This is a genomic window from Streptosporangium sp. NPDC020145 (assembly GCF_040631275.1).
GTDB lineage: Bacteria > Actinomycetota > Actinomycetes > Streptosporangiales > Streptosporangiaceae > Streptosporangium.
Genome location: NZ_JBEXZT010000024.1, coordinates 38,885 through 64,627 on the forward strand (window position 1 = coordinate 38,885; position 25,743 = coordinate 64,627).

A 25,743-nucleotide genomic window follows, 5' to 3' on the forward strand; every position below is an offset into this window, starting at 1 on the left:
ACTGGTCCGACTGGGGGCTCCATGGAGCCTCGGAAGGGGGAAGTCATGACGGAGACGGTCAACGGCGCGGTCGCGCGCGGGGGCAAGCGGCCACGCAAGGGACTGAAGATGAAGCGCATCTTCACCACGCCCGGGGTGCACCCGTACGACCAGGTGACCTGGGAACGCCGTGACGTCGTCATGACCAACTGGCGGGACGGCTCGGTCAACTTCGAGCAGCGGGGCGTCGAGTTCCCCGACTCCTGGTCGGTCAACGCCGCCAACATCGTGACCACCAAGTACTTCCGGGGCGCCGTCGGCACCCCGCAGCGCGAGTGGAGCCTGAAGCAGCTCGTCGACCGGGTGGTCGGCGTCTACACCAGGACCGCGGTCGAGGAGGGCTACTTCGCGACCGAGGAGGACGCCGAGATCTTCGACCACGAGCTCAAGCACGCCCTGGTCAACCAGGTCTTCAGCTTCAACTCGCCGGTCTGGTTCAACGTCGGCACCGCCTCCCCGCAGCAGGTCAGCGCCTGTTTCATCCTGGCCGTCGACGACCAGATGGAGTCCATCCTCGACTGGTACAAGGAAGAGGGTGTGATCTTCAAGGGCGGTTCGGGCTCGGGGGTGAACCTCTCCCGGATCCGTTCCTCCAAGGAACTGCTCTCCAGCGGCGGTACGGCCAGCGGCCCCGTCTCCTTCATGCGCGGCGCCGACGCCTCGGCGGGCACCATCAAGTCCGGCGGCGCCACCCGCCGCGCGGCCAAGATGGTCGTCCTGGACGTCGACCACCCCGACATCGAGGAGTTCATCGAGACCAAGGCGCGCGAGGAGGACAAGGTCCGCGCGCTGCGCGACGCCGGGTTCGACATGGACCTGGGCGGCAAGGACATCGTCTCCGTCCAGTACCAGAACGCCAACAACTCCGTGCGTGTCTCCGACGAGTTCATGCGGGCCGTCGAGAACGGCGGTGACTTCGGGCTGCGCGCACGCCTCACCGGCGAGGTGATCGAGAAGGTCGACGCCAAGTCCCTGTTCAGGAAGATGGCCCAGGCCGCCTGGGAGTGCGCCGACCCCGGCGTCCAGTACGACGACACGATCAACGACTGGCACACCAGCCCGGAGACCGGCCGCATCACGGCGAGCAACCCCTGCTCCGAGTACCTCCACCTGGACAACTCCTCCTGCAACCTGGCCAGCATCAACCTGCTGAAGTTCCTCAGGGACGACGACACCTTCGACGTCGCGGCCTTCGTGAAGCTCACCGAGCTGATCATCACCGCGATGGACGTCTCCATCACCTTCGCCGACTTCCCGACCGAGAAGATCGACCGGACCACCCGGGCCTACCGTCAGCTCGGCATCGGCTACGCCAACCTGGGCGCGCTGCTCATGGCCACCGGCCACGCCTACGACTCCGAGGGCGGCCGGGCCATCGCCGGGGCCATCACCTCGCTGATGACCGGCGCCTCCTACCGCCGCAGCGCCGAACTGGCCGCGGTCGTCGGGCCGTACGAGGGCTACGCCCGCAACGCCGAGGCGCACAAGCGCGTCATGCGCAAGCACGCCGCGGCCAACGACGACCTGCGCACCCTGGGCGGGATGGACCGGGTCATCCACACCGAGGCCTCCCGCCAGTGGGCCGACTGCCTCAAGCTCGGCGAGAAGAACGGCTACCGCAACGCCCAGGCCTCGCTGCTCGCGCCGACCGGCACCATCGGCCTGATGATGGACTGCGACACCACCGGCATCGAGCCCGACCTCGCCCTGGTCAAGTTCAAGAAGCTCGTGGGCGGCGGCTCCATGCAGATCGTCAACCAGACGATCCCGCGGGCGCTGCGCCAGCTCGGCTACCAGGAGGAGCAGGTCGAGGCGATCGTCGAGTACATCGCCGCGCACGGCCACGTCGTGGACGCCCCCGGTCTTCGGCCCGAGCACTACGAGGTGTTCGACTGCGCCATGGGAGAGCGGGCCATCGCGCCGATGGGCCACGTGCGGATGATGGCGGCGGCCCAGCCGTTCCTGTCCGGTGCCATCTCCAAGACCGTCAACCTGCCCGAGTCCGCGACGGTCGAGGACATCGAGCAGGTCTACATGGAGGGCTGGAAGCTCGGCCTGAAGGCCCTGGCCGTCTACCGCGACAACTGCAAGGTCGGCCAGCCGCTGTCGGCGGCGGGCAAGAAGACCGAGGAGAAGGCCGAGCCGGCCGAGCCCGAGGTCCAGGTCGTCGAGGTCAGCCGTCCGACCAGGCGCCGGATGCCGAACCAGCGGCCCAGCACCACCACCCGCTTCACGGTGGGCGGCGCCAAGGGCTACATGACCGCCTCGTCCTACCCCGACGACGGTCTCGGCGAGGTCTTCCTGAAGATGTCCAAGCAGGGTTCCACCCTGGCGGGCGTCATGGACGCCTTCTCCGTGGCCATCTCCATCGGCCTGCAGTACGGCGTGCCGCTGGAGACCTACGTGGGCAAGTTCGTCAACATGCGCTTCGACCCGGCGGGCATGACCGACGACCCGGACATCCGGATGGCCGCCTCGGTGATGGACTACATCTTCCGCCGCCTGGCGCTCGACCACCTGCCCTACGACGAGCGGGCCGCCCTGGGGATCTTCTCGGCCTCCGAGCGCGCCGCCCAGCAGCGGGGCGAGGACCCGGCCCCGATCGCCGCGGACGAGGTCATCGCCGAGCTGGCCACCTCCGCGCCCATCGAGCGGCCCCAGCCCCGCTCCGAGACCCGCGCCCAGACCGTCGAGGTGGCCGCCCCCGAGCGCGCCGCGGGCTCCCTGGAGTCGCACCAGGGCCGCACCGCCGACGCGCCGCTGTGCATGACCTGCGGCACCAAGATGCGTCCCGCGGGCAGCTGCTACGTCTGCGAGGGCTGCGGCTCGACCAGCGGCTGCAGCTGACACGGCCTGAACCGGGGAGTCGGTGAGCCACATGGCTCACCGGCTCCCCGTCGTCTCTCCCGATCGCAGGAAAAGGGAGCATCGCGGGAAAAGGGAGTTGAGTCTCCAGTGAGTGGAGACGGCACAGTGGTGCCGTGAGCGAAGGCACGGAGCTTTTCACGATCGGGCAGCTCGCCCGCCGTACGGGACTGCCGGTGCGGACGATCCGTTTCTGGTCGGACAGCGGTCTGGTGCCGCCGACCGGGCGGTCCGCGGGCGGCTACCGTCTCTACGACGCGCGGGCGGTCGCCCGGCTCGACCTCGTCAGGACCCTGCGCGAACTCGGGTTCGGTCTTGAGGCGGTCGAGGAGGTCCTGTGCCGGGCCACGACAGTCGCCCAGGTCGCCGAGACGCATGTCGCGGCGCTTGAGGCGGAGATCCGTACCCTGCGGCTGCGCCGCGCCGTGCTGAGCACGGTCGCCAAGCGCGGCAGCACGATCGAGGAGGCGTCACTGATGCACAGACTGGCCAGGCTGTCCGCGCGGGAGCGGCAGCAGATCATCGATGACTTCGTGGACCGCGTCCTCGCCGGGGTCGACCCCGGCGAGGGCCCGGCGCTGGGCATCGCGAACGGCATGCGGCAGGTGAACACCGAACTGCCGGACGAGCCGAGCCCGGAGCAGGTGGACGCCTGGATGGAGCTGGCGGAACTCGTCGAGGACGAGGACTTCCAGCGCCGGGTCAGGGAGATGGTGGTGGCGGGCCAGAACGCGGACAGCCCCGCAGACCCGCTGGACCACCAGGCCGTCATGGAGCACGCCGTCCCGGCCCAGGCGGCGGGGGTCGCGCCGGACTCGGCCGAGGGGCGGGCCGTACTCGACCTGATCGTCGCGCCGGAGACCCGGGCACAGGAGCGGGTACGGCTGGCCGAGCAGGTGGAGCTGTTCAGCGACCTGCGGGTCGAGCGGTACTGGCAGCTGGTGGGGGCCATCAACGGGCGCCCGCCGTTCCCTCCGGCCGTGGCGGCCTTCCTCTGGCTGGCCGCCGCGCTCAGGGCGTCCGCCGAGGCGTGAGTCGTCTGATTCCTGCAAGACCGTGGATGTGACCTCCGGTTAGGTTGGGCCGTGCGCGGCCCCGGGACGCGCGCACCGAGCACGGCACCTCAACCGGAAAGACACTGATATGCGGGCACGTCTGAGTTTCGTGGGAATCGTCGTCAAGGACATGGCCAGGTCGCTGGCGTTCTACCGCCGGCTGGGCCTGGACCTGCCGCCGGAGGCGGACGGGGAGCCGCACGTCGAGGCGGAACTGCCCGGGGGGCTGAAGCTCGTCTGGGACACGGTCGAGACGCTCCACAGTTTCGACCCGGGCTGGCGGCCGCCCACCGGAGGCTCCCGGACGGCGTTCGCCTTCGAGTTCGACACCCCCGCCGAGGTGGACGCCGCCTACGACGAACTCGTCTCCCTGGGCTACGAGGGCCACAAGGAGCCCTGGGACGCGTTCTGGGGGCAGCGGTACGCCATCGTCCACGACCCCGACGGCAACGGCGTCGATCTGCTCGCCGCGAACGGCTGAGGGCGTCAGCAGGCGCAGGAGACGCCGAGGACAGGGGCGGTCAGCGGGTCGGGCGCACGCCGGGAGACCCCCTCCGAGGTCTCGACGGGCAGGCCCTCCCGGGCCCAGTACTCGAAGCCGCCGATCATCTCCTTGACGGGGTGACCGAGCCTGGCGAACTCCAGGGCCGCCCTGGTGGCGCCGTTGCAGCCCGGCCCCCAGCAGTAGGTCACCACGGTCGCCCCCGTGGGGACCACCTCGGCCGCGCGGGCGGCGATCTCGCCGGTCGGCAGGTGTACGGCTCCCGCGACGTGGCCCTGGAGCCAGGCCTGGACGCCACGTGTGTCGACCACGACGACGTCCGGGACTCCGGCCGCCAGGTCGGCGGCCACGTCGGAGACGTCGGTCTCGAAGGCGAGCCGGGCGGCGAAGTGGGCGATCGCCGTGGTGCTCTCGGCGGCGGGGACCGCGGTGACGGCGGATGAGGGGGCGGACATCACATGCCTTTCTCGGAGAAACGGTGCCGTGCGTGAGACATGGTTTCGCGCACGGCGCCCCTCCGGCCAGTGGCGTGAACGCCGCTTATCGCTAATATCCCGCCATGTCGCTTCTTTTTCCGGCGCGGCGGGCGCACACCGTGTCCGCCGTCGCCTTCGACGGCATGGCCCCCTTCGAACTCGGCTGCGTGGTGGAGATCTTCGGCATTCCCAGGCCCGAACTCGACGTCCCCTGGTACGAGCTGACGGTCTGCGCCGAGACCCCGGCCGACCTGCGGGTCGTCGGAGGGTTCACCATGCGGGCCGGGCACGGGCTCGACGTGGCCGCGGCCGCGGACACGGTGATCGTGCCCGCGGTCGCGGACGTGCGGGGGGAGGTCTCCGCGGAGCTGGTCAGGGCGCTGCGGACGGCGCACGAGCGTGGGGCCAGGATCGTGTCGATCTGTTCGGGGGCCTTCGCGCTGGCCGCCGCGGGGCTGCTCGACGGGCGTGAGGCGACCACCCACTGGAGGTACGCCGACCTGCTGAGGGAGAGGTTCCCGCTGGTCAGGGTCAACCCCGACGTCCTGTACGTGGACGGCGGGGACGTGCTGACCAGCGCGGGCAGCGCCGCGGGCCTCGACCTGCTGCTGCACCTGGTCCGCACCGACCACGGCCCCGGCGTGGCCAACTCGGTCGCGCGCAGGCTGGTCGTCCCGCCGCACCGGGAGGGCGGGCAGGCCCAGTTCGTCCAGGCCCCGGTGGCGCCCGCGGAGGGGGACGACGCGGTGGCCGTCGCGATGGCCTGGGCGCTCGGGCACCTGGCCGAGCCGATCACGGTCGCCGGGATGGCCGGGGCCGCCCGCATGTCGCAACGCACCTTCCTGCGGCACTTCGCCCGCCAGACCGGGACGAGCCCGCTGCGCTGGGTGATCTCCCAGCGGATCGCGGCCAGCCTGGAGCCGCTGGAGTCGGGCTCCGCCTCGATCGAGGAGGTCGCGGCGGCGGTGGGCTTCGACAGCGCCGTGACCTTCAGGCACCACTTCGCCAGGACGATGCGCACCTCGCCCTCGGCCTACCGCAGGGCCTTCAGGGAGTCCCCGTGAGCCGGGCGCCCGCTGAGCTCTGGGACCCTGGACGGATGGTCGATGAGTTCGAGGAACTGCGGCGGCGGATGTTCGGCCTGGCCTACCGGATGCTCGGTTCGGCCGCGGAGGCGGAGGACGTCGTCCAGGACGCCTACCTGCGCTGGCACACCGCCGACAGGCGGAACGTGGAGACGCCGGGGGCGTGGCTGGCCAAGGTGGTCACCAACCTCTGTCTCAACCGGCTGACCGCCGCCCGTGCCACCCGTGAGAGCTACGTCGGCCCCTGGCTTCCCGAGCCCGTCGAGTCGGCGGCGCTCGGCCCGTTGGAGACCGTCGAGCAACGTGAGGCGGTCTCCATGGCGTTCCTGACGCTGCTTGAGCGCCTCACCCCTCCGGAGCGCGCCGTCTTCGTGCTCCGCGAGGCCTTCTCGTACGGCTACCGCGAGATCGCCGAGGTGCTCGACCTCTCGGAGACCCACTGCCGCCAGCTCCTGATCAGGGCGAGGAAGCGGATGGGCGAGCCCCGGAGGTTCGACGTGCCCGGGGAGCAGCGGCGCAGGATCGTCGAGCGGTTCCTCGACGCCGCGCGGGGCGGCGACCTCGCCGAGCTTGAGCGGCTGCTCGCCGTCGACGTGGTCGTCTGGTCCGACGGCGGTGGCCGGGTCGGCGCCGCGCTGCGCCCCGTGGAGGGCCGGGACAAGGTCGTCCGCTTCCTGGCCGGGATCGCCGCCAAGTTCGGCCCCGGGGGCGGGTTCGCCCACACCGAGGTCAACGGCGAGGAGGGGATCGTGGTGCGGGCCGGGGACATGGTCGTCGCGGTCTTCGCGATCGAGGTGACGGAGGGGCGGATCACGACGGTGCGGGCCGTGCTGAATCCGGACAAGCTCTCGCGCTTCGCCGCCCCGGGTTGCCAATAATAAGCAGACCGGTCTATTTTTTGGGTCATGGGACGCAAGGGTGAGGAGACCAGGACGCGGCTGCTCGACGCGACGCGGGAGCTGATCGAGAGCGGCGGCTACTTCGGGGCCGGGCTGAACCAGGTGGTGGCGGCCAGCGGAGCGCCGCGCGGCTCGCTCTACTTCCACTTCCCCGGCGGCAAGGACCAGCTCGTCGGTGAGTCCGTACGGCGGGCGGGTCACGAGGTCGGCCGGATGGTGCGGGAGCTTGCCGAGTCCGCGCCCGACACCGTGAGCCTGGTCACCGGGGTGCTCGCACTGCTGGGCGACCGGCTTGAGGCCTCCGGGTGGCGCAAGGGCTGCCCGGTGGCCACGGTGGCGCTGGAGATGGCGGCCGTCAGCGACCCGCTCCAGGAGGTCTGCGCCGAGGTCTACGGCTCGTGGGAGGAGGCGCTGCGTCACCGGCTGGCCGTGGACGGGCACCCGGAGCCCGCCGACACGGCCGCCACGGTCCTGGCCCTGATCGAGGGCGCGCTGCTGCTGGCCAGGGCGCATCGCAGCCGGGAGCCGCTCGACCGGGTGGCGCGCGGGATCGCCACGCTGCTGAGGCCGTAACGCCAGGACCCCTCCCCGGCTCCCTTCGTATGTCCATGAAATATGTAGACCGATCTATTATGAGGTGATCGCGTGACCCCCGACTCCATCGTCTTCGGCGCGGCGGGATTCATCGGCCGCTCCCTGGTCGCCGAACTCCTGCGCAGGGAGCGCGTGGTGGCCGCCGCCCTGCGCGGACCGGCGGACCGGCTGACCTCCTGGCTCGCCGGGCAGGGCGTGGACACCGCGCGGCTGACCGTCGTGACCGCCGACATCGCCGTCCCCGGGCTCGGGCTCGGCGCCGCGCCGGACCTCGGGCGGGTGCGCGACGTCTACAACACCGCGGCACGCTTCGCCTTCGGACTGGGCATCGCCGAGGCGAGAGCGGCCAACGTGACCGGGGCGGTCAACGTGGCCGACTGGGCGGCCACCCGCCAGGGGCTGCGGCGCCTGGTGCACGTCAGCGGCTACCGTGTCAGCGGCGGTCCTCCCGACTACCGCCGTGACGGGGCCTACGAGGCCTCGAAACGGGAGGGCGACGCGGCGGTGCGCGCCCGCGCCGCGGAACTCGGCGTCCCGCTGACCGTCGTCAACCCCAGTTCGGTCACCGGTGAGGGGCAGTTCATCGGCCTCGCCTCGGTGGTGCGCGACCTGTGGCGTGGCCGGCTGCCCCTGCTGCCCGGGGACGGCAGGACCTTCCTGCCGGTCGTGGACATCGGCTACCTGGCCCGCTTCATGGCGGAGGTGCCCGGCCACGAGGAGACGGCGGGCGAGGCCTACTGGGTGCTCGACGACCGGACGCCGAACCTGCCGGAGCTGACCGGGCTCCTGGCCGCCCACCTGGGAGTCCGCCCTCCGCGCGCGACGATCCCGGTCCCTCTCGTACGGCGGCTGCCCCGTGCCCTGACCGGCGCCGACCCGGAGACGCTGTCGTTCATGTCCGGCGACCGCTACGAGACGGCCCCCGCCCTGGCCTTCGCCGAGCGGGCCGGTCTGCGCATGCCCCCGGTGGAGGAGATGCTCAGGACCTGGGCGGACGGGCTGGTCGGCGCCGGGTTCGGGGAGGGGGAGGCGCCACGCGGGCCGTACGGGTTCCGGGACGTGGCGGGCAGCCGTACCTGGGTGGCGGGGGAGCGGGAGAGCCCCCGGTACGTGCTGCTGCACGGGCTGCCGCTCGACGCCCGCTCCTGGGCGGAGGTGAGCGAGTCGCTCGACGGTCCCGTCCTGGCCGCCGACCTGCCGGGACTCGGCCGCTCCTCGCCCGCCCGCTCACTGGGGGAGTGGACCGAGGCGTTGCTCGAACCGGCGGGGACGCGCCCGGTGCTGGTCGGGCACTCCTTCGCCTGCGGGCCCGTCCTGCGCTACGCGCTCGCACGTCCTGAGCGGATCTCCGCGGTCGTGCTCCTGGCCCCGGCCTTCCTGCAGGCTCCGGCGGGGTGGCCGGCCCGCTCGGCCTTCGGCGCCGCCGTACTGCGCGGGACGTCCCCGGCGCGGCTGGCGGGCAGACTCGGCGTGCCCGAGGGCGCGCTCGCCGACCTGCGCCGCCCCGGTGCCGCCCGGCGGGTGATCGGGGCGATGCGCGCGGGCTACGCGGCCAGGGAGGAACTGCGACGGGCGCTCGGCCGGGCCGAGGTCCCGGTGACGATCGTCACCGGCGCGGCCGACCCGCTCGTGGTGGGTGAGGCCGACGTCGTGATCGAGGGCGCGGGGCACTACCCCCAGCTCACCCATCCCCGGCGGGTGGCGCGTGTCCTGCGAGAAGCCGCAGGGCGAGTTCTTCCAGCGCGGCTGTGATCCGCTCGGGTCCGAGCCCGCGACCCTCACGCTGGAAGGTGTAGACCTCGGGGGCGAGCGGGGCGAGCGCGATCTCGACGAGCGCGTCCGGGTCGGGCACGTCGGCGGCGACCAGCAGCGAGCGCACGTGCGCCCGCCAGAAACCGTAGGCGCCGGTGGCGAAGCGCGAGCGGCCCGTCTCCGCGCCGAGCACCAGGTGGGAGTGGGATTCGAGCAGGCCGACCATCGCGGCGTAGAAGGCGGCCAGCCGCCGCGCGGGCGTGGCACCGGGGCCGAGGGGCGGCCGGCCTCCGATCAGTTCGCGCTGCAGGGCCTTCTCGTGCTCGTCGAGCATCGCGGTCGCGATCGCGGCCCGGTCGGGATAGCGGCGGTACAGGGTGCCCCGGCCGACTCCCGCCGCCCTGGCGATGTCCTCCATGGTGACGTTGGGCGCCCCTTTGGCGGCGAACAGCCGCTCCGCGGCCTCCAGGATGCGCGCCCGGTTACGCGCGGCGTCTGCTCTCTCCATGCCCCCAGGGTATAGGTGGACACTGTGTCCGGATAATGCGGGAGGACCCGCGGGTCGCGGGTCCTCCCGGCTGGCCGGGCGGTCGGTCAGGCCGCGGGAGTGGGGCCGCTCGTGGCCGGAAACCGCAGGACGTTGCGTCCTGTGTAGGCGCGCAGATCGACGACCTTGGTGTCGGACGCGCCGCCGCGGCGCCGTACCGACCGGATGTCTCTGATCTTGAGCCGCGCGACGGACGGCGGCACAAGCACAAGTCTCTTCATTGAGCCCCCCGCGTGACGCTTTCGTTACACGAAATGTCTACAGATCGTCCCGTAAAACCGTCGTAAAGAACTGATCGTCAGTAGGGAAGCCTGCGGCCTGACGGGGTGCGAAGGTCCAGGTCGAAGGCGCGGGTACGGCGACGCCGGTGCTGCGAACGGGCGACTTTCGCGTGACGCATGGCTCGTCCCTCCTCTTGCTCGGGCTCGCCGGCCGGGGGTCGGCGGGAGCCCGCCCACGCTTGCCAACCTAGTTCTCCCCGGTGAGCCCTATCAACCGGTTTGATCGCGGCCGGACGACGCCGCTGACCTGGGGAACGCCTGAGTGCGTGACATCGGCCGAACTATGGTGTCCAGCGGCGCGTCCAACAAGCCGGTGAACGGAGGCGGGAATGAGCACCGGACTGGTCGACGGAGATCCGCAACGGCTCGGCGGCTACTGGCTGGCGGGCCGGTTGGGCGCGGGCGGACAGGGAGTGGTCTACGAGGCCTACGACGCACGGGGCGAACGGGTCGCGGTCAAGGTGTTGCACGGCGACGCGGCGGCCGACCCCGAGTTGCGCGAGCGGTTCGGCCGCGAGGCGGCCTCCGCCAGGCGGATCGCCTCCTTCTGCACGGCCGCCGTGGTGGACGCCGACCTCGAAGGGCCCAGGCCGTACATCGTCTCCGAGTACGTCGAGGGACCGAGCCTGCGCAGGGCCGTCGTCGACGGGCGCCGCTTCACCGGCGGTGACCTGCACCGCCTGGCCACCGCCGTCGCCACCGCGCTGACCGCGATCCACGAGGCCGGGGTCATCCACCGAGACCTCAAGCCCGACAACGTGCTGCTCGGTCCCGACGGCCCCCGGGTGATCGACTTCGGTGTCGCCCGGATGGCCGACATGTCGCTGACCGCGACCGGGATGGTCGCGGGGACCCCCACCTACATGGCCCCCGAGATCTTCATGGGGGAGCGCGCGACCGAGGCCGTCGACGTCTTCGCCTGGGGCGGGGTCATGGTCTTCGCCGCCACAGGACTCGACCCGTTCAGGGCGGAGAGCCTGGGCGGTGTCATGCACCGGGTGCTCTCCGTGCAGCCGCAGCTGGACGTACTGCCCGAGCAGCTCCGTCCGCTGGTGGCCGCCTCTCTGGCCAAGGACCCCACGGCCAGGCCCGCCGCCAGGGAACTGCTGCTCGCCCTGATCAGCGGGGGCGGCTCGCTCGACACCCGGCGGCTGCTCGCGGCGGGCAGCGAGACGGGCGGCCGGATGCACACCGGCTCGAACGACCCCGCGCTCGGCGACCTCGCCGAGGAGGCCTTCGGCGCGCTCGGGCAGGCCGAACGGGAAATCGCCCCCGAGGTGTTCCTCCGGCTCGTCACCGTGACCGACGACGGAGAGCTCACCGTACGGCGCGCCCAACTGGCCGAACTCCTCCAGGGAAGGGGCGAGGAGGAGATCGCCGCCGTCCACCGGGTGCTCGCGGCCTTCACCTATCTGGTCGGCCGCGACGAGCAGGCGCTGTGGCTCTCGCGGCCCGCCCTGACCCAGGCCTGGCCCCGGCTGCGTCAGTGGGTCGGGGCCAACCGCGACGGCCTGGTCGTGCACCGGCACATCCTCACCGCGGCCTGGCGCTGGCAGAGCCAGGGCCGCAGGGACGGCGACCTGTTCCAGGGCAGCAACCTGGAGAACGCCATGAACTGGGCGGCGACGGGACGGCGCAACATCACACTGAGCCCGGTCGAACGCGACTTCCTGGAAGCGGGAGCCGCCCTGGCCAGGCGCCGCGCACGCAGGGGCAGGCTGCTGTCCGTGACGCTGGCCGGGCTGCTGGCGGTCGCGCTGGCCGCCGGGGTGCTGGCCGTACAGCAGGGCAGGGTCGCCGAGGCGCGCAGCGTCACCATCGCGCACCAGCGCGACCAGGCGCAGGCCCGCCAGCTCGCCGCGACCGCCGAATCGCTGCGCGTCTCCGAGCCGGTCAGGGCCATGCTGCTCAGCGTGGCCGCCTGGCGGCTGAACCCGGTGGTCGAGGCGAGAGCCGCCCTGACCGGCTCGCTGGCCCAGCGTGAGACGGCCGCCTTCCACGACCCGGCGGCCGGGGTGCACACGCTGCGGGCGCTGAGCCGTGACGGGCGCGTCCTCGTCAGCGCCGGGGACGGACAGGCGCGCGTCTGGGACGTGTGGACCGGCGGACGCGCCGGCGGGTTCGACGGGATAGGCGACGAGCTGACCGGGATCGCGCTGAGCCCGAGCGGCAGGCTGCTCGCCGTGGTCAGCGGGACGAAACTCACGATCTGGGACATGACGACCGGCAAGCCGACCGGTGCGACCCTCACCGTCCGGGGCAGGGGCGTCGACGGCATATCCCAGGTGACCTTCGGCCGCTCGGAGGACCTGGTCCTGGTCAGCAGGGGCGAGGGGCTGATGGTCTGGAACCGGCGGACGGGCGGTGAGGCGGCCCCGTTCACCGCGGGCATGGGCTTCGACACCTCGCCGGACGGCACCGGGCTCGCCGTCGCCGACCTCGGAGGGAACGCGACGGCCACGACCCTCGCGGACGGCCGCAAGGTGTCGCTCGGACAGCGGTGCACCTGCGTGCGGCGCGTCGCCTACAGCCCGGACGGCAAGGTCGTCGCGGTCCGCACCGGAGCGCTCATCCGGCTCCACGACGCCTCGACCGGCGCCGATCTGCAACGTTCCTTCACCGACGCCGACGTGCAGCGCTCGTTCGACGAGGGCGACGCGGACACGCTGGTCTTCAGCCCCGACGGGCGGTTCCTGGCGTCGGTGAGCGAGCGCAACATCAGGCTCTGGCGCGTCGCGGACGGTGCCCTGTTGTTCACCCACGCCGTCGCCGCGTTCAGGCCGGTCGCCGCCTTCGACCCCGACGGGCGCACCCTGCGCTACCTGTCGGAGGACTCGGTGACCAGCCTCGACATCGCCTTCGCGACCGCCCCGGCGCCGCTGGGGAAGGCGGGCTTCGCCAGGGCGGCGCTCAGCCCCGACGGCCGCCTGCTCGCCTCGAAGGGGGAGGGGCCGGGGAAGGTCGTCCTGTGGGACGTGCGCGGACGCAGGTCCCCGGCGGCCCTGGACGTCGGCTCACAGGACCCCGGTGGCTACTTCGAGATGGCCTTCAGCGGCGACGGGAGACGGCTGGCGGTCGTCACGGGCGACATGGCGGGCGAGGTGCAGATCTGGGACGCCAGGACGTTCGAGAAGGTCATGACCGTCACCGCCCCGAGACAGGGCAACGTGACCGCCATCGCGGTGAACGCCGACGGCACCGCCCTCGCCGGATACGTCGCCTACCCCGACTCCCCGACCGGGGACGGCGGGGAGATCCACCTGTGGGACGTGCCGGGCGGCCGGCACCGCTGGGCGAGGAAGCAGGGCTACCCCGACGGCCTCCGCTTCGCCCCGGACGGCAGGACCCTGGCGGTCGCGGGCGGTGAACAGCGCCTGCTCGACACCCGCACGGGCAAACCCTTCGGCCCCTCGTACGGCTCGCCGACCGTCGGCGTCCCCGTCCTCTCGCTCGCCTTCGGCGGGGACGGCTCCCGCTTCGCCATCGCCGACCAGGCGGGACGGCTGTCGGTCTGGGAGACCTCGTCGAGGAAGCAGGTCGGTGAGACGGTCAGGACGGGGGCGGGCGAGACCCCCCTGCTGACCTACTCGCCGCGCGGCGACGTGATCGCGGGCCGGGTGGACGGCGGCTCCGTGGCGCTGTGGGACGTCGAGACCGGGCGCCGCCTCGGCGAGCCGATCGCGACGGGGCCAGGAGAGCCGAAGGCGCTGGCCTTCACCGGAGACGGGACGCGCCTGGTCGTCGCCGACTCCTCGGGAGTCCTGGCCGAGCACCCGGTGGAGCCGGAGGCCGTGGCGAACGCGGTCTGCGCGAGGGCGGGCCGTACGCTCTCGGCGCAGGAGTGGCGGACCTACCTGGGGGAGACGCCGTACCGTGATGTATGCCCCCGATGACCCAGAACTTTCCGGTCTGAGATCGCATCCAACACCGTATGAGAGTCGCGGCGAGGCTGATCGAGGGGGACCCGCACCGTCTGGGGGACTACCGGCTGGCGGGCCGTCTTGGGGCGGGCCGCCGGGGCGTGGTCTACGAGGCCTACGACTCCGGAGGGCGGCGGGTGGCGGTGAAGGTGCCGCACGGAGACCCCGAACTGTGGCGGCCACTGGCCGGGGAGGTGGCCGCGGTCCGCGCCGCCGCGCCGTCCTGCACGGCCAAGGTGATCGACGCCGACTGCGTGGGGGCGCGGCCGTACGTCGTCAGTGAGTACGTGGCCGGGCCGAGCCTGCGTGGGGCGGGGCGGATCCTGGCCGGGCCCGACCTGCTCCACCTGGCCGCGGCCCTGGCCACCGCGCTGACCGCCCTCCACGAGGCCGGGGTCGTCCACCGTGACCTCACCCCGGACAACGTGCTGCTGGGCCCCGACGGTCCCAGGGTCGTCGGGTTCGGGCCGCTCTCCCCGACGGAGACGACGCTGACCTGGCCCAGGCTGGCCATGAACGCCCCGGCCTACACCGCGCCGGAGGCGTTCACCGGACGGGAGCCCGGCGCCGCCGCGGACGTGTTCGCCTGGGGCGCGGTCGTGTTCTACGCCGCGACGGGGAGGGACGCGTTCGAGGGCACCAGTCTGGGGACGGTCATGCACCGTGTGCTGTCGGTCGATCCCGACCTGGACCCGATCCCGCAGCCGTTGCGCGCCCTGGTCGCCGACTCCCTGGCCAAGGACCCCGAGCGCAGGCCCGGGGCCCGGGACCTGCTGCGGGCCCTGGTCTCCGCGGACGCGACCGTCCGGCTCAAGGCCCCCTGCCTCGCCCCCGACTGCCTCACACACGCATCCCCCACCGCGGCCTGCCTGCCGGCGGCCTGTCTCGTGCCCTCGGGCGGCGACATCCCCGGATGGGCGGCGGAGACGTTCACCGCGGAGGCGCCGCTCACCACGGAGGCGGTCCTCGGCGGGCGGGTCTGTCTCGCCGACGCCCTGCTGGCCGCCCGCGTGCCGCTCACCCTGGACTTCCTGCTGGCGGCGGGCGACGCCATGGCGGCCAGGCTGCGGACCCCGGATGACGACCCGGGACTGGGCGCGGTCGCGGAGGACGCCTACGTCACGCTCGACCCGGCCGACCGGCCGTTCGCCTCGGCGATGTTCCTCAGGCTGGCGGACGGGCGCGGCGGGCCGCGTGGCGCGGGGGAGGCCGAGGAACGGATCGCCGAGGCGTTCGGGCCGCTGGTCGTCCGTGCGGGGGACCTGGCCCGCCTGGCAGATCCGGCGCTGCCGTACGCCTGGCCGAGGCTGGCCGGGTGGATCGAGGCGGACCGTGACGCGCGGGCCCGCACGGCCCGCGACCGCCTGTACTGGCTGGGGCTGACGGTACTGCTGACCCTCGCCCTGGTCGCGGCCCTGGTGGCCGCCCTCGGAACCGGCGGCCGACCTGTCTGAGCCCTCCCCCGGCGGGTAGGCATAGCCGGGAGTACGCCGTGAGTTTTCGGGGGGAAGACATGGCGCGATGTGAGGTCTGCGGCAACGACTACGACATGAGCTTCGAGGTGCACGCGCAGGGGGCCGTGCACGTCTTCGACAGCTTCGAGTGCGCGGTCCACCGGATGGCCCCGGTGTGCGAGCACTGCGGGGTGAAGGTCGTCGGCCACGGGGTCCAGGTGGGCAGGAGTTGGTTCTGCTGCGCGCACTGCGCCCGTCAGGAGGGGGAGGACGCGATCGTCGACCGGGTCGGCATCCCGATGCAACAGGGAGCCTGAACCGTTCGGGCACCGCTAGGGTGCAGGGGTGTATGTGAAGATCTGCGGGCTGCGAGAGCCCGGCCACGTCACGGCCGCCGTCGAGGCGGGGGCCGACGCGATCGGCTTCGTCCTGACCCGGAGCCCTCGGCGGATCACCCCGGAACTCGCCCGTGAGCTGGCCGCCGAGGTGCCCGCCCATGTGCTGACCGTCGCGGTCTTCGCCGGTGAGACTCCGCAGGAGGTACGGCGGGCCGCGACCGAGTCGGGGGTGCGGGCCGTGCAGCTGCACGGCGCCCATCCGCACGAGGACTTCACCGCGCTCAAGGACCTCGGCCTGACACTGGTCCGTGCCGGGGCGGCGGCGGGCGCCGACCTGCGCTGCGGAGCCTTCGACGAGGACATGCTCATCGTCGACGCCCCCCGCCCAGGCTCGGGGGAGCCGTGGGACTGGGCGGCGGTGCGCGGCCTCCCGCAGGGCCGCTGGATGCTGGCCGGAGGACTCGGCCCGGCGAACGTCGCCGAGGCCGTGACCGCCGCCCGGCCGTGGGGGGTCGACGTCTCAAGCGGTGTCGAGACCGCTCCCGGGGTGAAGGACGCCGGGCTCATCAGGGAGTTCGTGGCCGCCGCGCGCGGCTGAAGTCCCCGGCTACCCGGTGCCCCCGGGCGTCCGGGACGGCCGTTCGGCCGGGATCGCGGGCGTTCCGCGTGGGGAGCGGGGAGCCGTTCGCAGGACGGGCAGCGCCGTCCCGGCTCCCGCGAGGGCGCCCAGGACGTTGAAGAGCACGTCCGCCGCGTCGCAGCTACGCCCCTCCGAGAACGCCTGGGTGATCTCCAGGGCGAGGGAGGCCGCCGCCAGCCCCGTCACGACCGCCAGCGGGCGGCGGGTCACGAGGACCCCCAGCAGGGCGGGCGCGGCGTAGAGCAGGAGGTTGAGGAGGTTCTGGGCCTCCGTGAGGGAGGCCGGGCCGCCGGTCGCGCAGAAGGCCAGGCCGTGCGTGGTCAGACGCGTCGGCATCGTGAGGGCCGGGATCACGGCCAGGGAGAACAGCCAGAGGAACGCCGTCGGCCGCCGCACGCGGAACACCGCCGAGGCTCTTCGGCTCAGCGGGACGCACAGTCCGGTGAGGACCGTCAGCAGGCAGACGACCGGCAGCCAGAGGTCACGGTTGGCGAGGAAGACCTCGACGGGCAGGGGGATCAGCAGTCGCCCCAGACCTTCGTGACGTACTGGAAACGGGTCGCGGTGTTCAGCATGATCCCGTGGTAACACCCGGAGGGAAGGGAGAGGGAGAAGCTCCTGAAGGTGGTGCCGCCCGCCCGCGCCGTCACGGCCGGGCCGTAGACGGGCCTCTTGATCCCGACGCCCGAGCTGTTCGTCTGCTGGTAGCCGAGCCGGACGTTCGTCGCCCCTCCCCGCGCCTTGTCGTAGGCGACGTTGATTCGGCGCAGGGACCTCCCCTTGACGCAGAACCCGGCGCTGAGCGTGCCGTTGTCGAGGTAGCCGAACGCGGAGCCGGAGAAGGTCAGGGAGGGACCGCAGTCGCCGACGGAACCCGTGTCCCCGGCCGCGGCGCTCCCCGCCCAGACGGCCGCGCAGGCGATCGCCGAGACGGTGAGAAATGCGGTCGGCGTGACGAGGGAGGGCAGGAGGCGATCCAGCAAGGCGAGTCCTTCCGCTGGTGGGTTCGCGGCGGCAGACGGCGCAAGAAAAAGGGCATAAATGACAAATTGTGATTTGTGGGCAATGTTCTAATTGTCGGATATCTTTGTTTTTCCCTCGCGTTTCGCGGTCAGGGGGAACCTATCCGCAAACCGGCACGTGATCAACGAAGCTCGACCGGGGTCGCGCCGTGGTATCGGGTCCCGTGCAGGTCAGGGCTTGTGTGGGCTGCCTGTTATGTGGGATTTGTGAAATATATTCGCGCCGTCGGCGAGGAATCCTTCACGGTCCTACATAAACCTGTGTGCGTCCTACAGAAACCGAAACTCAATGTGCGAACAGATCGTCGCAATCATGTGGCTGCCGAAAGAGTCCTTCTCAGGCACCCTTGAGGAGAAACGACCGCGCACCCCTCCCGCGCCGAAAGGAGAAAACAGCAATGAATGCTTCCAATCCGACCACCCGACCGTCTGCCATACACATCGCTGGACGGCTCGGGAGCGCCGTCACATGGTCACATGGCCGCCCCGGGGGTGGGGGTGGCCCGCGCCACGAGACGCCCGTACGGCGCCGCGGCGGACGGAAACCGGCGGATCCCGCCGACAGAGCAGGGGTGATCTGGACGGTCAGGCCGTCACACGACACCCCGTATGCCGGGTGTGGCGGTGCGATCTGGAGGGTGAGCGCCGCCACACCTCGGACCGGATGTCGTAGCCGGACGCCGTAGCCGGCCCCGGGCCGTGCTGCCGCGGGTGACGGCCGAGACCGCGGGCCGTCAGGCCGGACTGTTCCCCTCCCGGAGGGGCCCGGCCGGAAGGGGGGCGGTCACCGGTCCGCCGGACGGACGGGTGATCACCGGCCCGCGGTCTTGGAACCCGTCAGTGGTGACCGTGCTCAGGGGGGACGGTGCCACGGGGGAGCAGCAGGGTGACGAGCGCCGCGGTCGCGCCCAGCAGCAGCGCGCTCACCACGATCGTGGAGTGCAGACCGCCGACGAACGCGACTCTGGCGGCGGTCAGCAGCGCGGCCCCGGTTTCGCCGCCGATCTCCTGCGCCGCGTGCGCGGCGGCGGCGAGCGACTGACGCGCGAGGGTCATCAGGCCGGAGGGAACCCCGGCGACCGGTGCCAGCGAGGGCGCGTAGACGGCCGTGGTGACCGTGCCGAGGACCGCGACCCCCAGGCCGGCCCCCAGCTCGTAGGCGGTCTCCTCGATCGCGGCGGCACCACCGGCCCGTGCCTCGGACGCCGAGGACATGATCGTGTCGGAGGCGGCGAGCAGGGTGACCTGGATGCCGAAACCGACGCCGACGAAACAGAGCGCGAGCGTCAGGGAGTGCGGCTCCGTACCCCAGGCCAGCGTGGGCAGCAGGCTGAGCGCGGTCAGCGCCAGGCCGCCGCCCATCGTCGCGCGCAGCCCGAAGCGGTGCAGCAGCCGCGCCCCGGCGAGGCCGCCGGCGACCGCGGCGGCCATCAGCGGCAGCAGGCGGACCGCCGCCTGGAAGGGGCTGTCGCCGAGCACGAGCTGGAGATACTGGGCGAGCATCAGTTCGAGACCGACCAGGGCGAAGACCGTGAGCAACACTGCGGCGACCCCGATGGAGAACGCCCGCTGCCGGAACAGGCCGAGGTCGAGCATCGGGGAGGGCGAGCGCCGCTGCCTGCGCACGAACCAGGCCAGCAGTCCGATCCCGGCCAGGAAGACCACCGGTCCACCGGTGCCGCCGGTCCCCGTCTCCTTGAGGCCGAAGGCCAGGGCGAGGATGCCCACGACCGACAGCAGCGCGCTGAAGGCGTCCCACGGGTGCAGCGCCCGCGCGCAGGAGTCGGGCAGAAGCCTGACGGCCGCGGGCAACAGCACCAGCAGGATCGGGACGTTGATCAGGAAGACGGCGCCCCACCACAGGTGCTCCACGAGCAACCCGCCGATGAGCGGGCCGACCGCGGCCCCGGCGGCGGCGACCCCGCTCCACACCCCCAGGGCGACGGCGCGCTCACGCCGGTCGGTGAAGACCTGCCTGATGATGGAGAGCGTGGCGGGCATGATCATCGCGCCGCCGACGCCCAGCAGGGCCCGCGCGCCGATCAGCGCGGCGGCGCTCGGCGCGAACGCGGCGGCGGCCGAGGCGACGCCGAACACCACGTACCCCATCAGCACCAGGCGTTTCCTGCCGTAGTGGTCGCCGAGCGTGCCGAAGGTCAGCAGCAGCGGCGCGACCACCAGGGAGTAGACGTCGATGATCCACAGCAGTTGGACCGAGGTGGGTTCGAGGGCGGCGGTCAGCGCGGGAACGGCGATGTGCAGGACCGTCGCGTCCACCGCGATGAGCAGCAGGCTGAAGCACAGCAGGATCAGGACCGACCAACGGCCGGTCCCTCGCCTTCGCGGGTCGATCCCGGTGCGGACCGCACTGTCCACGACCCCCATGGCGATCATGAGCCGCTGGAGGGGCCGCTGAAGGGAACGTCGGCCTCGACGGACATGCCAGGCAGCTTAGGCGAAGCCGGGTAGTGGGAAAGCCAGGAATCGGAGATTGGCTTACCGCTAATTGTGGATATTGTCCCCATATATCCTGCCTCTCTAGAGAGATACAGGGATATATCTCTTATCTAGGCAAACAGTGATCTCGCGCGCACGATGACGGTCGTGGGGAGCCAGCACGAGGTCCAGGAACCGCCGGAACCGGACAGTGAACCGGACGGTGAACCGGACGGTGACACCGGTGACCCCCGCGAACGGTGCGCCACGGCCGCGGCCCTGCTGGAGCGCGACCGGCCACAGGAGGCGCTCGACGCCATGGGGCACGGTCAGGTCACCGGTGTCGCGGACTGGGCATACCGGCTGCTGAGTCTCTCCTTCGAACGCCTCGGCCGAGACGCCGAGGCCGTGGCCGCCGCCGAGGAGGCCGTACGGACCGCTCCAGGGTCGTGGACGGCACGGCTGCGACTGGGCGCCGCCCTGCGCCGGGTGCCGGGACGCCGGTGGGAGGCGGCCGTCCAGGCGGACAGGGCCGTCCGCTACGCCCCCGAGGAGCCGGACCCCCACGTCCTCGCCGGCGACCTCGCGCTGCTGCGCGGCGAACACCACCGGGCCGAGGCCGCCTACCGGGCCGCGCTGCGCCTGGCGGACGACCACCCGCTCGCACGGGTCAACCTCGGGCTCGCCCTGCTGCGCTGGCGGCCTCCGCACGGCCACCACGACCCCGCCTGGCCGGTCGACCCCCGGGAGACCGCCCGCACGAGGGACGCCGTGGAGGCCTGGTCCCGGCAGATCCGTGCACTGCTGGCCGTCGCGCTCGCCGTGGCCGCCCTGCTCGTCCTGCGGACCGGGCCCGCCGCGGCGGCCGTGGCCGGTGGCGTGACCGTGCTGGCGGGGGCGGCGATCACCCTCAGGCGGGGTCGTGAGATCAGGCTCTGGCGCTACGTGCCGCGTCTGCTCGCGCGCGACCCCTGGCTCGGCGTCTCGGTCTCGGCCACCGTGCTCGCCGTCGTGGCCTACACGGTGGCGGTCGCCACCCTCCCGCCCGTCCCGCAGGGCGTGACGTGGCCCCTGCTCGCGGGATTCGTCCTGTTCAACGGCATCGCCCTGCCCGCCCTGCGGGTGCCCGTGCGGGCGTGGCGCGGGCGCCCGGTCAGGGCGCTGGCCGAGTTCGCCGCCATCCCGGGAGACCGTACGGCGCGGCGCAACGCCGAGACGACGCTGTGGATGCTCACGGCCCGCGCCTGGTCGGCGCTCATGGGGCTCCTGCTGGCCGCGGGGGCACTCGGCGAGATCCGGCCGGCCCTGGCCGCCCCCGCCGTCCCCGTCGCGCTCGCCCTGGCCCGCCCGAGGGGTACGGCGGGGCACCTCGTCGACCGGGTGCTCGCCGCCGACCGCCTGCTCACGGCCACCCGGTACCTGCTGACCCTGACCTCGGTCCTGCTCACGGGCGTCGCGGTCGTGACGTCGTCCGGCCTGCTGGCCGGGGCAGGCCTGGAGCGGTGGACCTGGTGGATCTGGTGGGCCTGCGGTGTGCCGCCGGCCGTACTCGCCGGGGCGCTGGCCCTCAGGGCGGCACGGGCGCGCGGGCACGACCTGCCGGGACCGTGGCGTTCGGGCCTGGCCATGCGGGAGGGGCATGACGTGCGCCCGCCGGCGGACGCGCGGGCGCCGATCCTCCTCGGTGGCGACGTGCGGCGGGCGCTGGCCCGGGTCAGGGGAGTCGTCCTGGCCTTCACGGACCGGGAGGGTCCCAGAACCCTGGCCGCCGAGGTCACCGGCCAGGCGGACGGCGAACTGCTCCTGACCGCCCCCGCCGACGCCTGGGAGGCGGCCGGACGGGACCCGAGAGTCACGGTGTTCGTCACCGACCCGGCGCAGAGCCGGTTCTGGGCCGAGGTGCGGGGCGTCGCGGTCGGCGACGTGGAGACGGGCGCGCTCAGGATCACCCCGAAGCGGGTCCTCGTCTCCGAAGTCCCAGGTCTCGGCGGTGCCCGCCACCGGGACCGCCACCGGCGCCGCCGTGCCCGGGAGCGACACGGGACCACGCGGACACGCTGAGGGTTAACCGTGCCGGGGACCGCCCGCAGGAAGGCCCGGGGAGGGCACGCGGGAAGGCGGCGGGAGGGATCGTTTCGGCATCCGAAGGCGGGGCAGAAACCCCGCACCCGGATCGTGGGGTTCATCCGGTCTCGTCCGTTTATCTGATCGTGTCAGTGTGGCGGCGTGGCGTGGCGCTCACGCACGCGCAAACGTCTGCCCGGTGCGGTATAACCGGGGGCGAATCCGGGGAGGCGTGATGCGGGAACCCGACAGGATCCGGCCCGCGGGGCGGGCGGCGGTGCGGGATGCGTTCGAAAGGGTACGGCTGCGCTACTTCCAGCTCGCTCCCGGCACACGCCGGCTGATCTACCTCCTCGCACTGGTCCTGGCCGTCGGGCTGACCCTGGGCATGGGGTGGTCGCGCGACACCTTCCTGGCGATCCTGGTCCTGCTCGGTTTCGCCGGACTGACCCTGCGCTTCCCCCGGGCCGCCGCGACCCTGGTCGTGGTGGTCGGGTGGGTGTTGCTCATGCCCCCCTTCCAGAGCCTGTACGGCGTCGGGGTGCCCGCCTCGATGCCGTTGACGCTCCTGGCGCTGCCCGTCGCGGGAGCGGCCCACCTCATCCGCTGGGTGCCGCCGTGGCTGACCACGCTCGCCGCGCTCGTGCCCGCCGCCGTCGTGGCCGCCGCCATCTCCGTCTTCGCCCCCGGCGTCGCCCCGTGGATCGCCTACGGCGTCGCCGCGGCCGTGCTGGTCTACCGGTTCGTCCAGGCCCGTCAGGCCAGGGCCGATCTGCGGGCCGGGGACCAGCGGGTGCGGATCAGGGCGCGTGAGAGCGGGCAGCCCGCCCACGCGCAGGGCACACCCGCGGCCCCGCCGCTGATCTCCGTCGAGGAGGCGCTCGGCGAGCTGGACGGCATGATCGGCCTGGCCCCGGTGAAGGAGCAGGTGCGTTCCATCGCAGCCTCGATCGAGGCGGCCAGGCTGCGCAAGGAGGCGGGATACTCCACCGAGCCGCCGATGCGCCACTTCGTCTTCGTCGGTCCTCCCGGTACCGGCAAGACCAGCGTCGCCAGGACCGTCGCGAAGATCTTCTACGCCTTCGGCCTGCTCGAAACCCCCTACGTGGTCGAGGTCCAGCGCGCCGACCTCGTCGGGGAGTTCCTCGGTGCTACCGCGATCAAGACCAACGAGGTGATCGACAGGGCGCTCGGCGGGGTGCTGTTCGTCGACGAGGCCTACGGCCTGATCAACTCGGGGGACGGCCAGCCGGACCGGTTCGGCGCGGAGGCGGTGCAGACGCTGCTCAAACGGGCCGAGGACGACCGCGACCGGCTGATCATCATCCTGGCCGGATACGAGAAGGAGATGGCCTCCTTCCTGTCGTCGAACCCCGGCCTGTCCAGCCGCTTCTCCAGCCGGGTCCGCTTCCCCAGCTACTCCCCGGGAGAACTGCTGGAGATCACCGAGCTGCTGCAGCGGCGGCGCGGCGACCGGCTCGCCGACGACGCCGGGCCCGCGCTGCTCGACCGCTTCGAGGACGTGCACCGGCGCGCCCTCGTCGACGAGCTGGGGAACGCCAGGTTCGCCAGGAGCCTCGTCGAGGCCGCGGCCCAGGCCCGTGACGTGCGGGTGGTCGGCGCGGGCGGCTCACCGACGGCGCAGGACCTGGTGACCACGACCGCGCGGGACGTCGCCAAGGCCTTCGACGAGCTCACCGCCCGCTACCGGGGTTACCAGGCCATCCCCTCCCTGGAGGAGGCGCTGGCCGACCTGGACAGGATGGCCGGGCTCGAACCGGTCAAACAGCAGGTGCACGCCATCACCGCCCAGCTCAAGGTGGCCAGGATGCGCCAGGAGCGGGGGCTGCCGACACCCCCGCAGACCAGGCACTTCGTCTTCGCCGGGCCGCCGGGCACCGGCAAGACCACCGTGGCGCGCATCCTGGGCCGCATCTTCGCCGCCCTCGGCCTGCTCGCCCAGCCCGACGTGGTCGAGGCACAGCGGGCCGACCTGGTCGGTCAGCACCTCGGCGCGACCGCGATCAAGACCAACGAGCTGGTCGACAGGGCGCTCGGCGGGGTGCTGTTCGTCGACGAGGCCTACAGCCTGGTCAACCCCGGCTACGCGGGGGGTGACGCCTTCGGCACGGAGGCGGTGCAGACGCTGCTCAAACGGGCCGAGGACGACCGCGACCGGCTGGTGATCATCCTGGCCGGATACGAACGGGAGATGGACGCCTTCCTGGCGACCAACCCGGGCCTGGCCAGCAGGTTCGGCCAGCGGGTGCACTTCCCCTCCTACTCGCCCCGGGAACTCGCCGAGATCGCCGCGTTGCTCGCCCGCGAGGCGGGCGACCGTTTCGACGAGGCCGCGGCACGCGACCTGGACGAGGTCTTCACCTGGGTCTGCGCGGACGGCCTCATCGACAGCCTCGGCAACGGCAGGTTCGCGCGCTCGCTGTTCGAGCGCGCCGCGATGCGCAGGGACGTGCGCCTGGCGGCCCAGATGGGCGGCACGGCCAGCGCGGCGGACCTGACCACCATCACCAGCGCCGACCTGCGCGCCGCGGTGGACGAGCTCGCCGGACGCTGACCTCTCCCCACTCGGTCCCGTACGGCGTGCGATGGCCGACATGTGCTTTTCGGTTCCACAACCAGAGGGATGGTTCGACAACCAGAGAGATGGCGTGGTAAACACCGCCCTTGACCGAGATCGAACCCCCGATTGAGCACTCCCTGTAGTTGAGTGGCCGCAAGATGTAGCAGGATGGCCATCGACAACAGGGACGACGCTTAAGGGGGGCGCTATGGCGGGGTTTCTTCTCCGCAGGCTGCTCAACTATCTGGTGCTCATCGTCGTCGCCACGAGCCTGGCCTACATGCTCGCAGCCTTCGCGCTCGACCCCCGCTCCAACTACGAGGGCCGCAACCCGCCGATCCCGGAGGCGGTCATCGACGCGCGGCTCACCGAGCTGAACCTCAACGACCAGACGCCGCTGGTCGAGCGCTACCTGACCTGGGTCGGCGGCCTCGCGCACGGCGACTTCGGCAAGACGGTCACCGGCGGGCCGGTCAACGACGACCTCGGGCGGCGCGTCGGCGTCACACTGCGCCTGATCACCGTGGGGGTGGTCCTCGGCAGCCTCACGGGTGTGCTCGTCGGCGCGTACGCGGCGGTCAGGCAGTACGGCGTGTTCGACCGCCTCGCGACCGGGGCCTCCTTCGCCGTCCTGGCCGTTCCGACGGTCGTGCTCGCCAACATCCTGATCATCGGCGCGGTCTCGTTCAACGACCTGACCGGCGCCCAGGTCTTCCTGGTCAGCGGTGAGACGACGCCCGGCCTTGAGGGCGATCTCCTGACCCACCTCACCGACCGCCTGCGGCACCTGATCCTGCCCACGCTCTCCCTGTCCCTGGGGCTGATCGCCGTCTACAGCCGTTACCAGCGCAACATGATGCTCGACGTGCTCGGCGCCGACTTCGTCCGCACCGCCATGGCCAAGGGGCTGCGGCGCCGTACCGCGCTGGTGCGGCACGCGTTGCGCACCGCGCTGATCCCGGCGGTCACCTACTTCGCCTTCACCTTCGGCGCGCTGCTGGTCGGCACGACCTTCACCGAGAAGATCTTCGGCTGGCACGGCATGGGCGAGTGGCTGGTCGACTCCATCTCGACCAACGACGTCAACACCGTCGCGGCGATCAGCTGTTTCGCGGCCTTCGCGGTGCTGGTGGCCTCCCTGGCGTCCGACGTTCTGCACGCGGTTCTCGACCCGCGCGTGCGGGTGGGGTGAG

General features: G+C 72.3%; 20 protein-coding genes. 14 read left to right on the forward strand and 6 right to left on the reverse strand.

Features of this window, described 5'->3' with window-relative positions:
* Nucleotides 1–45 precede the first annotated feature (45 nt).
* The 3 genes from ABZ463_RS32015 (at nt 46) to ABZ463_RS32025 (ending at nt 4,440) form a co-directional block, all read left to right on the forward strand.
* Entirely contained in the window at nt 46–2,886 is a 2,841-nt protein-coding gene (locus ABZ463_RS32015) for a vitamin B12-dependent ribonucleotide reductase (protein WP_352015908.1), read from the forward strand.
* Between the two features lie 134 nt (nt 2,887–3,020).
* Complete coding sequence (locus tag ABZ463_RS32020; protein WP_352015907.1) at nt 3,021–3,938, forward strand: MerR family transcriptional regulator; 918 nt, start codon at nt 3,021–3,023, stop codon at nt 3,936–3,938.
* Between the two features lie 109 nt (nt 3,939–4,047).
* Nucleotides 4,048–4,440 carry a VOC family protein gene (locus ABZ463_RS32025; RefSeq protein WP_362781744.1) on the forward strand — a complete coding sequence of 131 codons (393 nt, stop codon included), beginning with the start codon at nt 4,048–4,050 and terminating at the stop codon, nt 4,438–4,440.
* Nucleotides 4,441–4,445: 5 nt separating this feature from the next.
* On the opposite strand, the gene ABZ463_RS32030 is transcribed toward ABZ463_RS32025, so the two are convergent.
* A complete protein-coding gene (locus ABZ463_RS32030) occupies nt 4,446–4,916 on the reverse strand; it encodes a rhodanese-like domain-containing protein (protein WP_362781746.1) in 471 nt (156 codons plus the stop codon).
* A 104-nt stretch (nt 4,917–5,020) separates the two neighbouring features.
* On the opposite strand from ABZ463_RS32030, the gene ABZ463_RS32035 reads away from it, so the two are divergent.
* The 4 genes from ABZ463_RS32035 to ABZ463_RS32050 all read left to right on the forward strand — a co-directional run bounded on the left by ABZ463_RS32035 (nt 5,021) and on the right by ABZ463_RS32050 (nt 9,267).
* Nucleotides 5,021–6,001, forward strand: coding sequence for a helix-turn-helix domain-containing protein (locus tag ABZ463_RS32035; RefSeq protein WP_352015904.1), 981 nt, complete (start codon nt 5,021–5,023; stop codon nt 5,999–6,001).
* A gap of 35 nt (nt 6,002–6,036) precedes the next feature.
* Entirely contained in the window at nt 6,037–6,900 is an 864-nt protein-coding gene (locus tag ABZ463_RS32040; RefSeq protein ID WP_362781749.1) for an RNA polymerase sigma-70 factor, read from the forward strand.
* A 27-nt stretch (nt 6,901–6,927) separates the two neighbouring features.
* Entirely contained in the window at nt 6,928–7,494 is a 567-nt protein-coding gene (locus ABZ463_RS32045) for a TetR/AcrR family transcriptional regulator (RefSeq protein WP_362781751.1), read from the forward strand.
* Between the two features lie 72 nt (nt 7,495–7,566).
* Complete coding sequence (locus ABZ463_RS32050; RefSeq protein WP_362781753.1) at nt 7,567–9,267, forward strand: alpha/beta fold hydrolase; 1,701 nt, start codon at nt 7,567–7,569, stop codon at nt 9,265–9,267.
* On the opposite strand, the gene ABZ463_RS32055 is transcribed toward ABZ463_RS32050, so the two are convergent.
* Both ABZ463_RS32055 and ABZ463_RS32060 read right to left on the reverse strand, forming a co-directional pair.
* Nucleotides 9,197–9,775 carry a helix-turn-helix domain-containing protein gene (locus ABZ463_RS32055; protein WP_352015900.1) on the reverse strand — a complete coding sequence of 193 codons (579 nt, stop codon included), beginning with the start codon at nt 9,773–9,775 and terminating at the stop codon, nt 9,197–9,199. The two genes, ABZ463_RS32050 and ABZ463_RS32055, sit on opposite strands and share 71 nt — an antisense overlap.
* Before the next feature lie 86 nt (nt 9,776–9,861).
* Nucleotides 9,862–10,035: a hypothetical protein gene (locus ABZ463_RS32060; protein ID WP_352015899.1), complete on the reverse strand. Its 174-nt coding sequence runs from the start codon at nt 10,033–10,035 to the stop codon at nt 9,862–9,864.
* Between the two features lie 389 nt (nt 10,036–10,424).
* Between ABZ463_RS32060 and ABZ463_RS32065 the strand changes: the two genes are divergently transcribed.
* The 4 genes from ABZ463_RS32065 to ABZ463_RS32080 are packed head-to-tail and all read left to right on the forward strand — an operon-like array spanning nt 10,425 to nt 16,405.
* Nucleotides 10,425–13,988: a serine/threonine-protein kinase gene (locus ABZ463_RS32065; RefSeq protein ID WP_362781756.1), complete on the forward strand. Its 3,564-nt coding sequence runs from the start codon at nt 10,425–10,427 to the stop codon at nt 13,986–13,988.
* Between the two features lie 38 nt (nt 13,989–14,026).
* Nucleotides 14,027–15,469, forward strand: coding sequence for a serine/threonine-protein kinase (locus ABZ463_RS32070; protein WP_362781759.1), 1,443 nt, complete (start codon nt 14,027–14,029; stop codon nt 15,467–15,469).
* Between the two features lie 59 nt (nt 15,470–15,528).
* Complete coding sequence (locus ABZ463_RS32075) at nt 15,529–15,786, forward strand: hypothetical protein (RefSeq protein WP_362781762.1); 258 nt, start codon at nt 15,529–15,531, stop codon at nt 15,784–15,786.
* Nucleotides 15,787–15,814: 28 nt separating this feature from the next.
* Complete coding sequence (locus ABZ463_RS32080) at nt 15,815–16,405, forward strand: phosphoribosylanthranilate isomerase (RefSeq protein WP_362781765.1); 591 nt, start codon at nt 15,815–15,817, stop codon at nt 16,403–16,405.
* Nucleotides 16,406–16,414: 9 nt separating this feature from the next.
* On the opposite strand, the gene ABZ463_RS32085 is transcribed toward ABZ463_RS32080, so the two are convergent.
* The 3 genes from ABZ463_RS32085 to ABZ463_RS32095 form a co-directional block, all read right to left on the reverse strand.
* The gene (locus ABZ463_RS32085) at nt 16,415–17,038 is read right to left on the reverse strand and encodes a VanZ family protein (protein WP_362781768.1); all 624 of its coding nucleotides are present in this window, start codon (nt 17,036–17,038) and stop codon (nt 16,415–16,417) included.
* On the reverse strand, nt 16,966–17,430 hold the full coding sequence (locus tag ABZ463_RS32090; protein ID WP_362781771.1) for a hypothetical protein: 465 nt from the start codon (nt 17,428–17,430) through the stop codon (nt 16,966–16,968). Before ABZ463_RS32090 ends, ABZ463_RS32085 begins: the two co-directional genes overlap by 73 nt.
* An 876-nt stretch (nt 17,431–18,306) precedes the next feature.
* The gene (locus tag ABZ463_RS32095) at nt 18,307–19,845 is read right to left on the reverse strand and encodes an MFS transporter (RefSeq protein WP_362781774.1); all 1,539 of its coding nucleotides are present in this window, start codon (nt 19,843–19,845) and stop codon (nt 18,307–18,309) included.
* 228 nt (nt 19,846–20,073) lie between these two features.
* Between ABZ463_RS32095 and ABZ463_RS32100 the strand changes: the two genes are divergently transcribed.
* The 3 genes from ABZ463_RS32100 to ABZ463_RS32110 all read left to right on the forward strand — a co-directional run bounded on the left by ABZ463_RS32100 (nt 20,074) and on the right by ABZ463_RS32110 (nt 25,742).
* Nucleotides 20,074–21,966 (forward strand): hypothetical protein, encoded by a 1,893-nt coding sequence (locus ABZ463_RS32100; protein WP_362781777.1) that lies wholly within the window; start codon nt 20,074–20,076, stop codon nt 21,964–21,966.
* 238 nt (nt 21,967–22,204) lie between these two features.
* Nucleotides 22,205–24,544: an AAA family ATPase gene (locus ABZ463_RS32105; RefSeq protein WP_362781780.1), complete on the forward strand. Its 2,340-nt coding sequence runs from the start codon at nt 22,205–22,207 to the stop codon at nt 24,542–24,544.
* Between the two features lie 214 nt (nt 24,545–24,758).
* The gene (locus tag ABZ463_RS32110; protein WP_352015889.1) at nt 24,759–25,742 is read left to right on the forward strand and encodes an ABC transporter permease; all 984 of its coding nucleotides are present in this window, start codon (nt 24,759–24,761) and stop codon (nt 25,740–25,742) included.
* Nucleotide 25,743 lies beyond the last annotated feature (1 nt).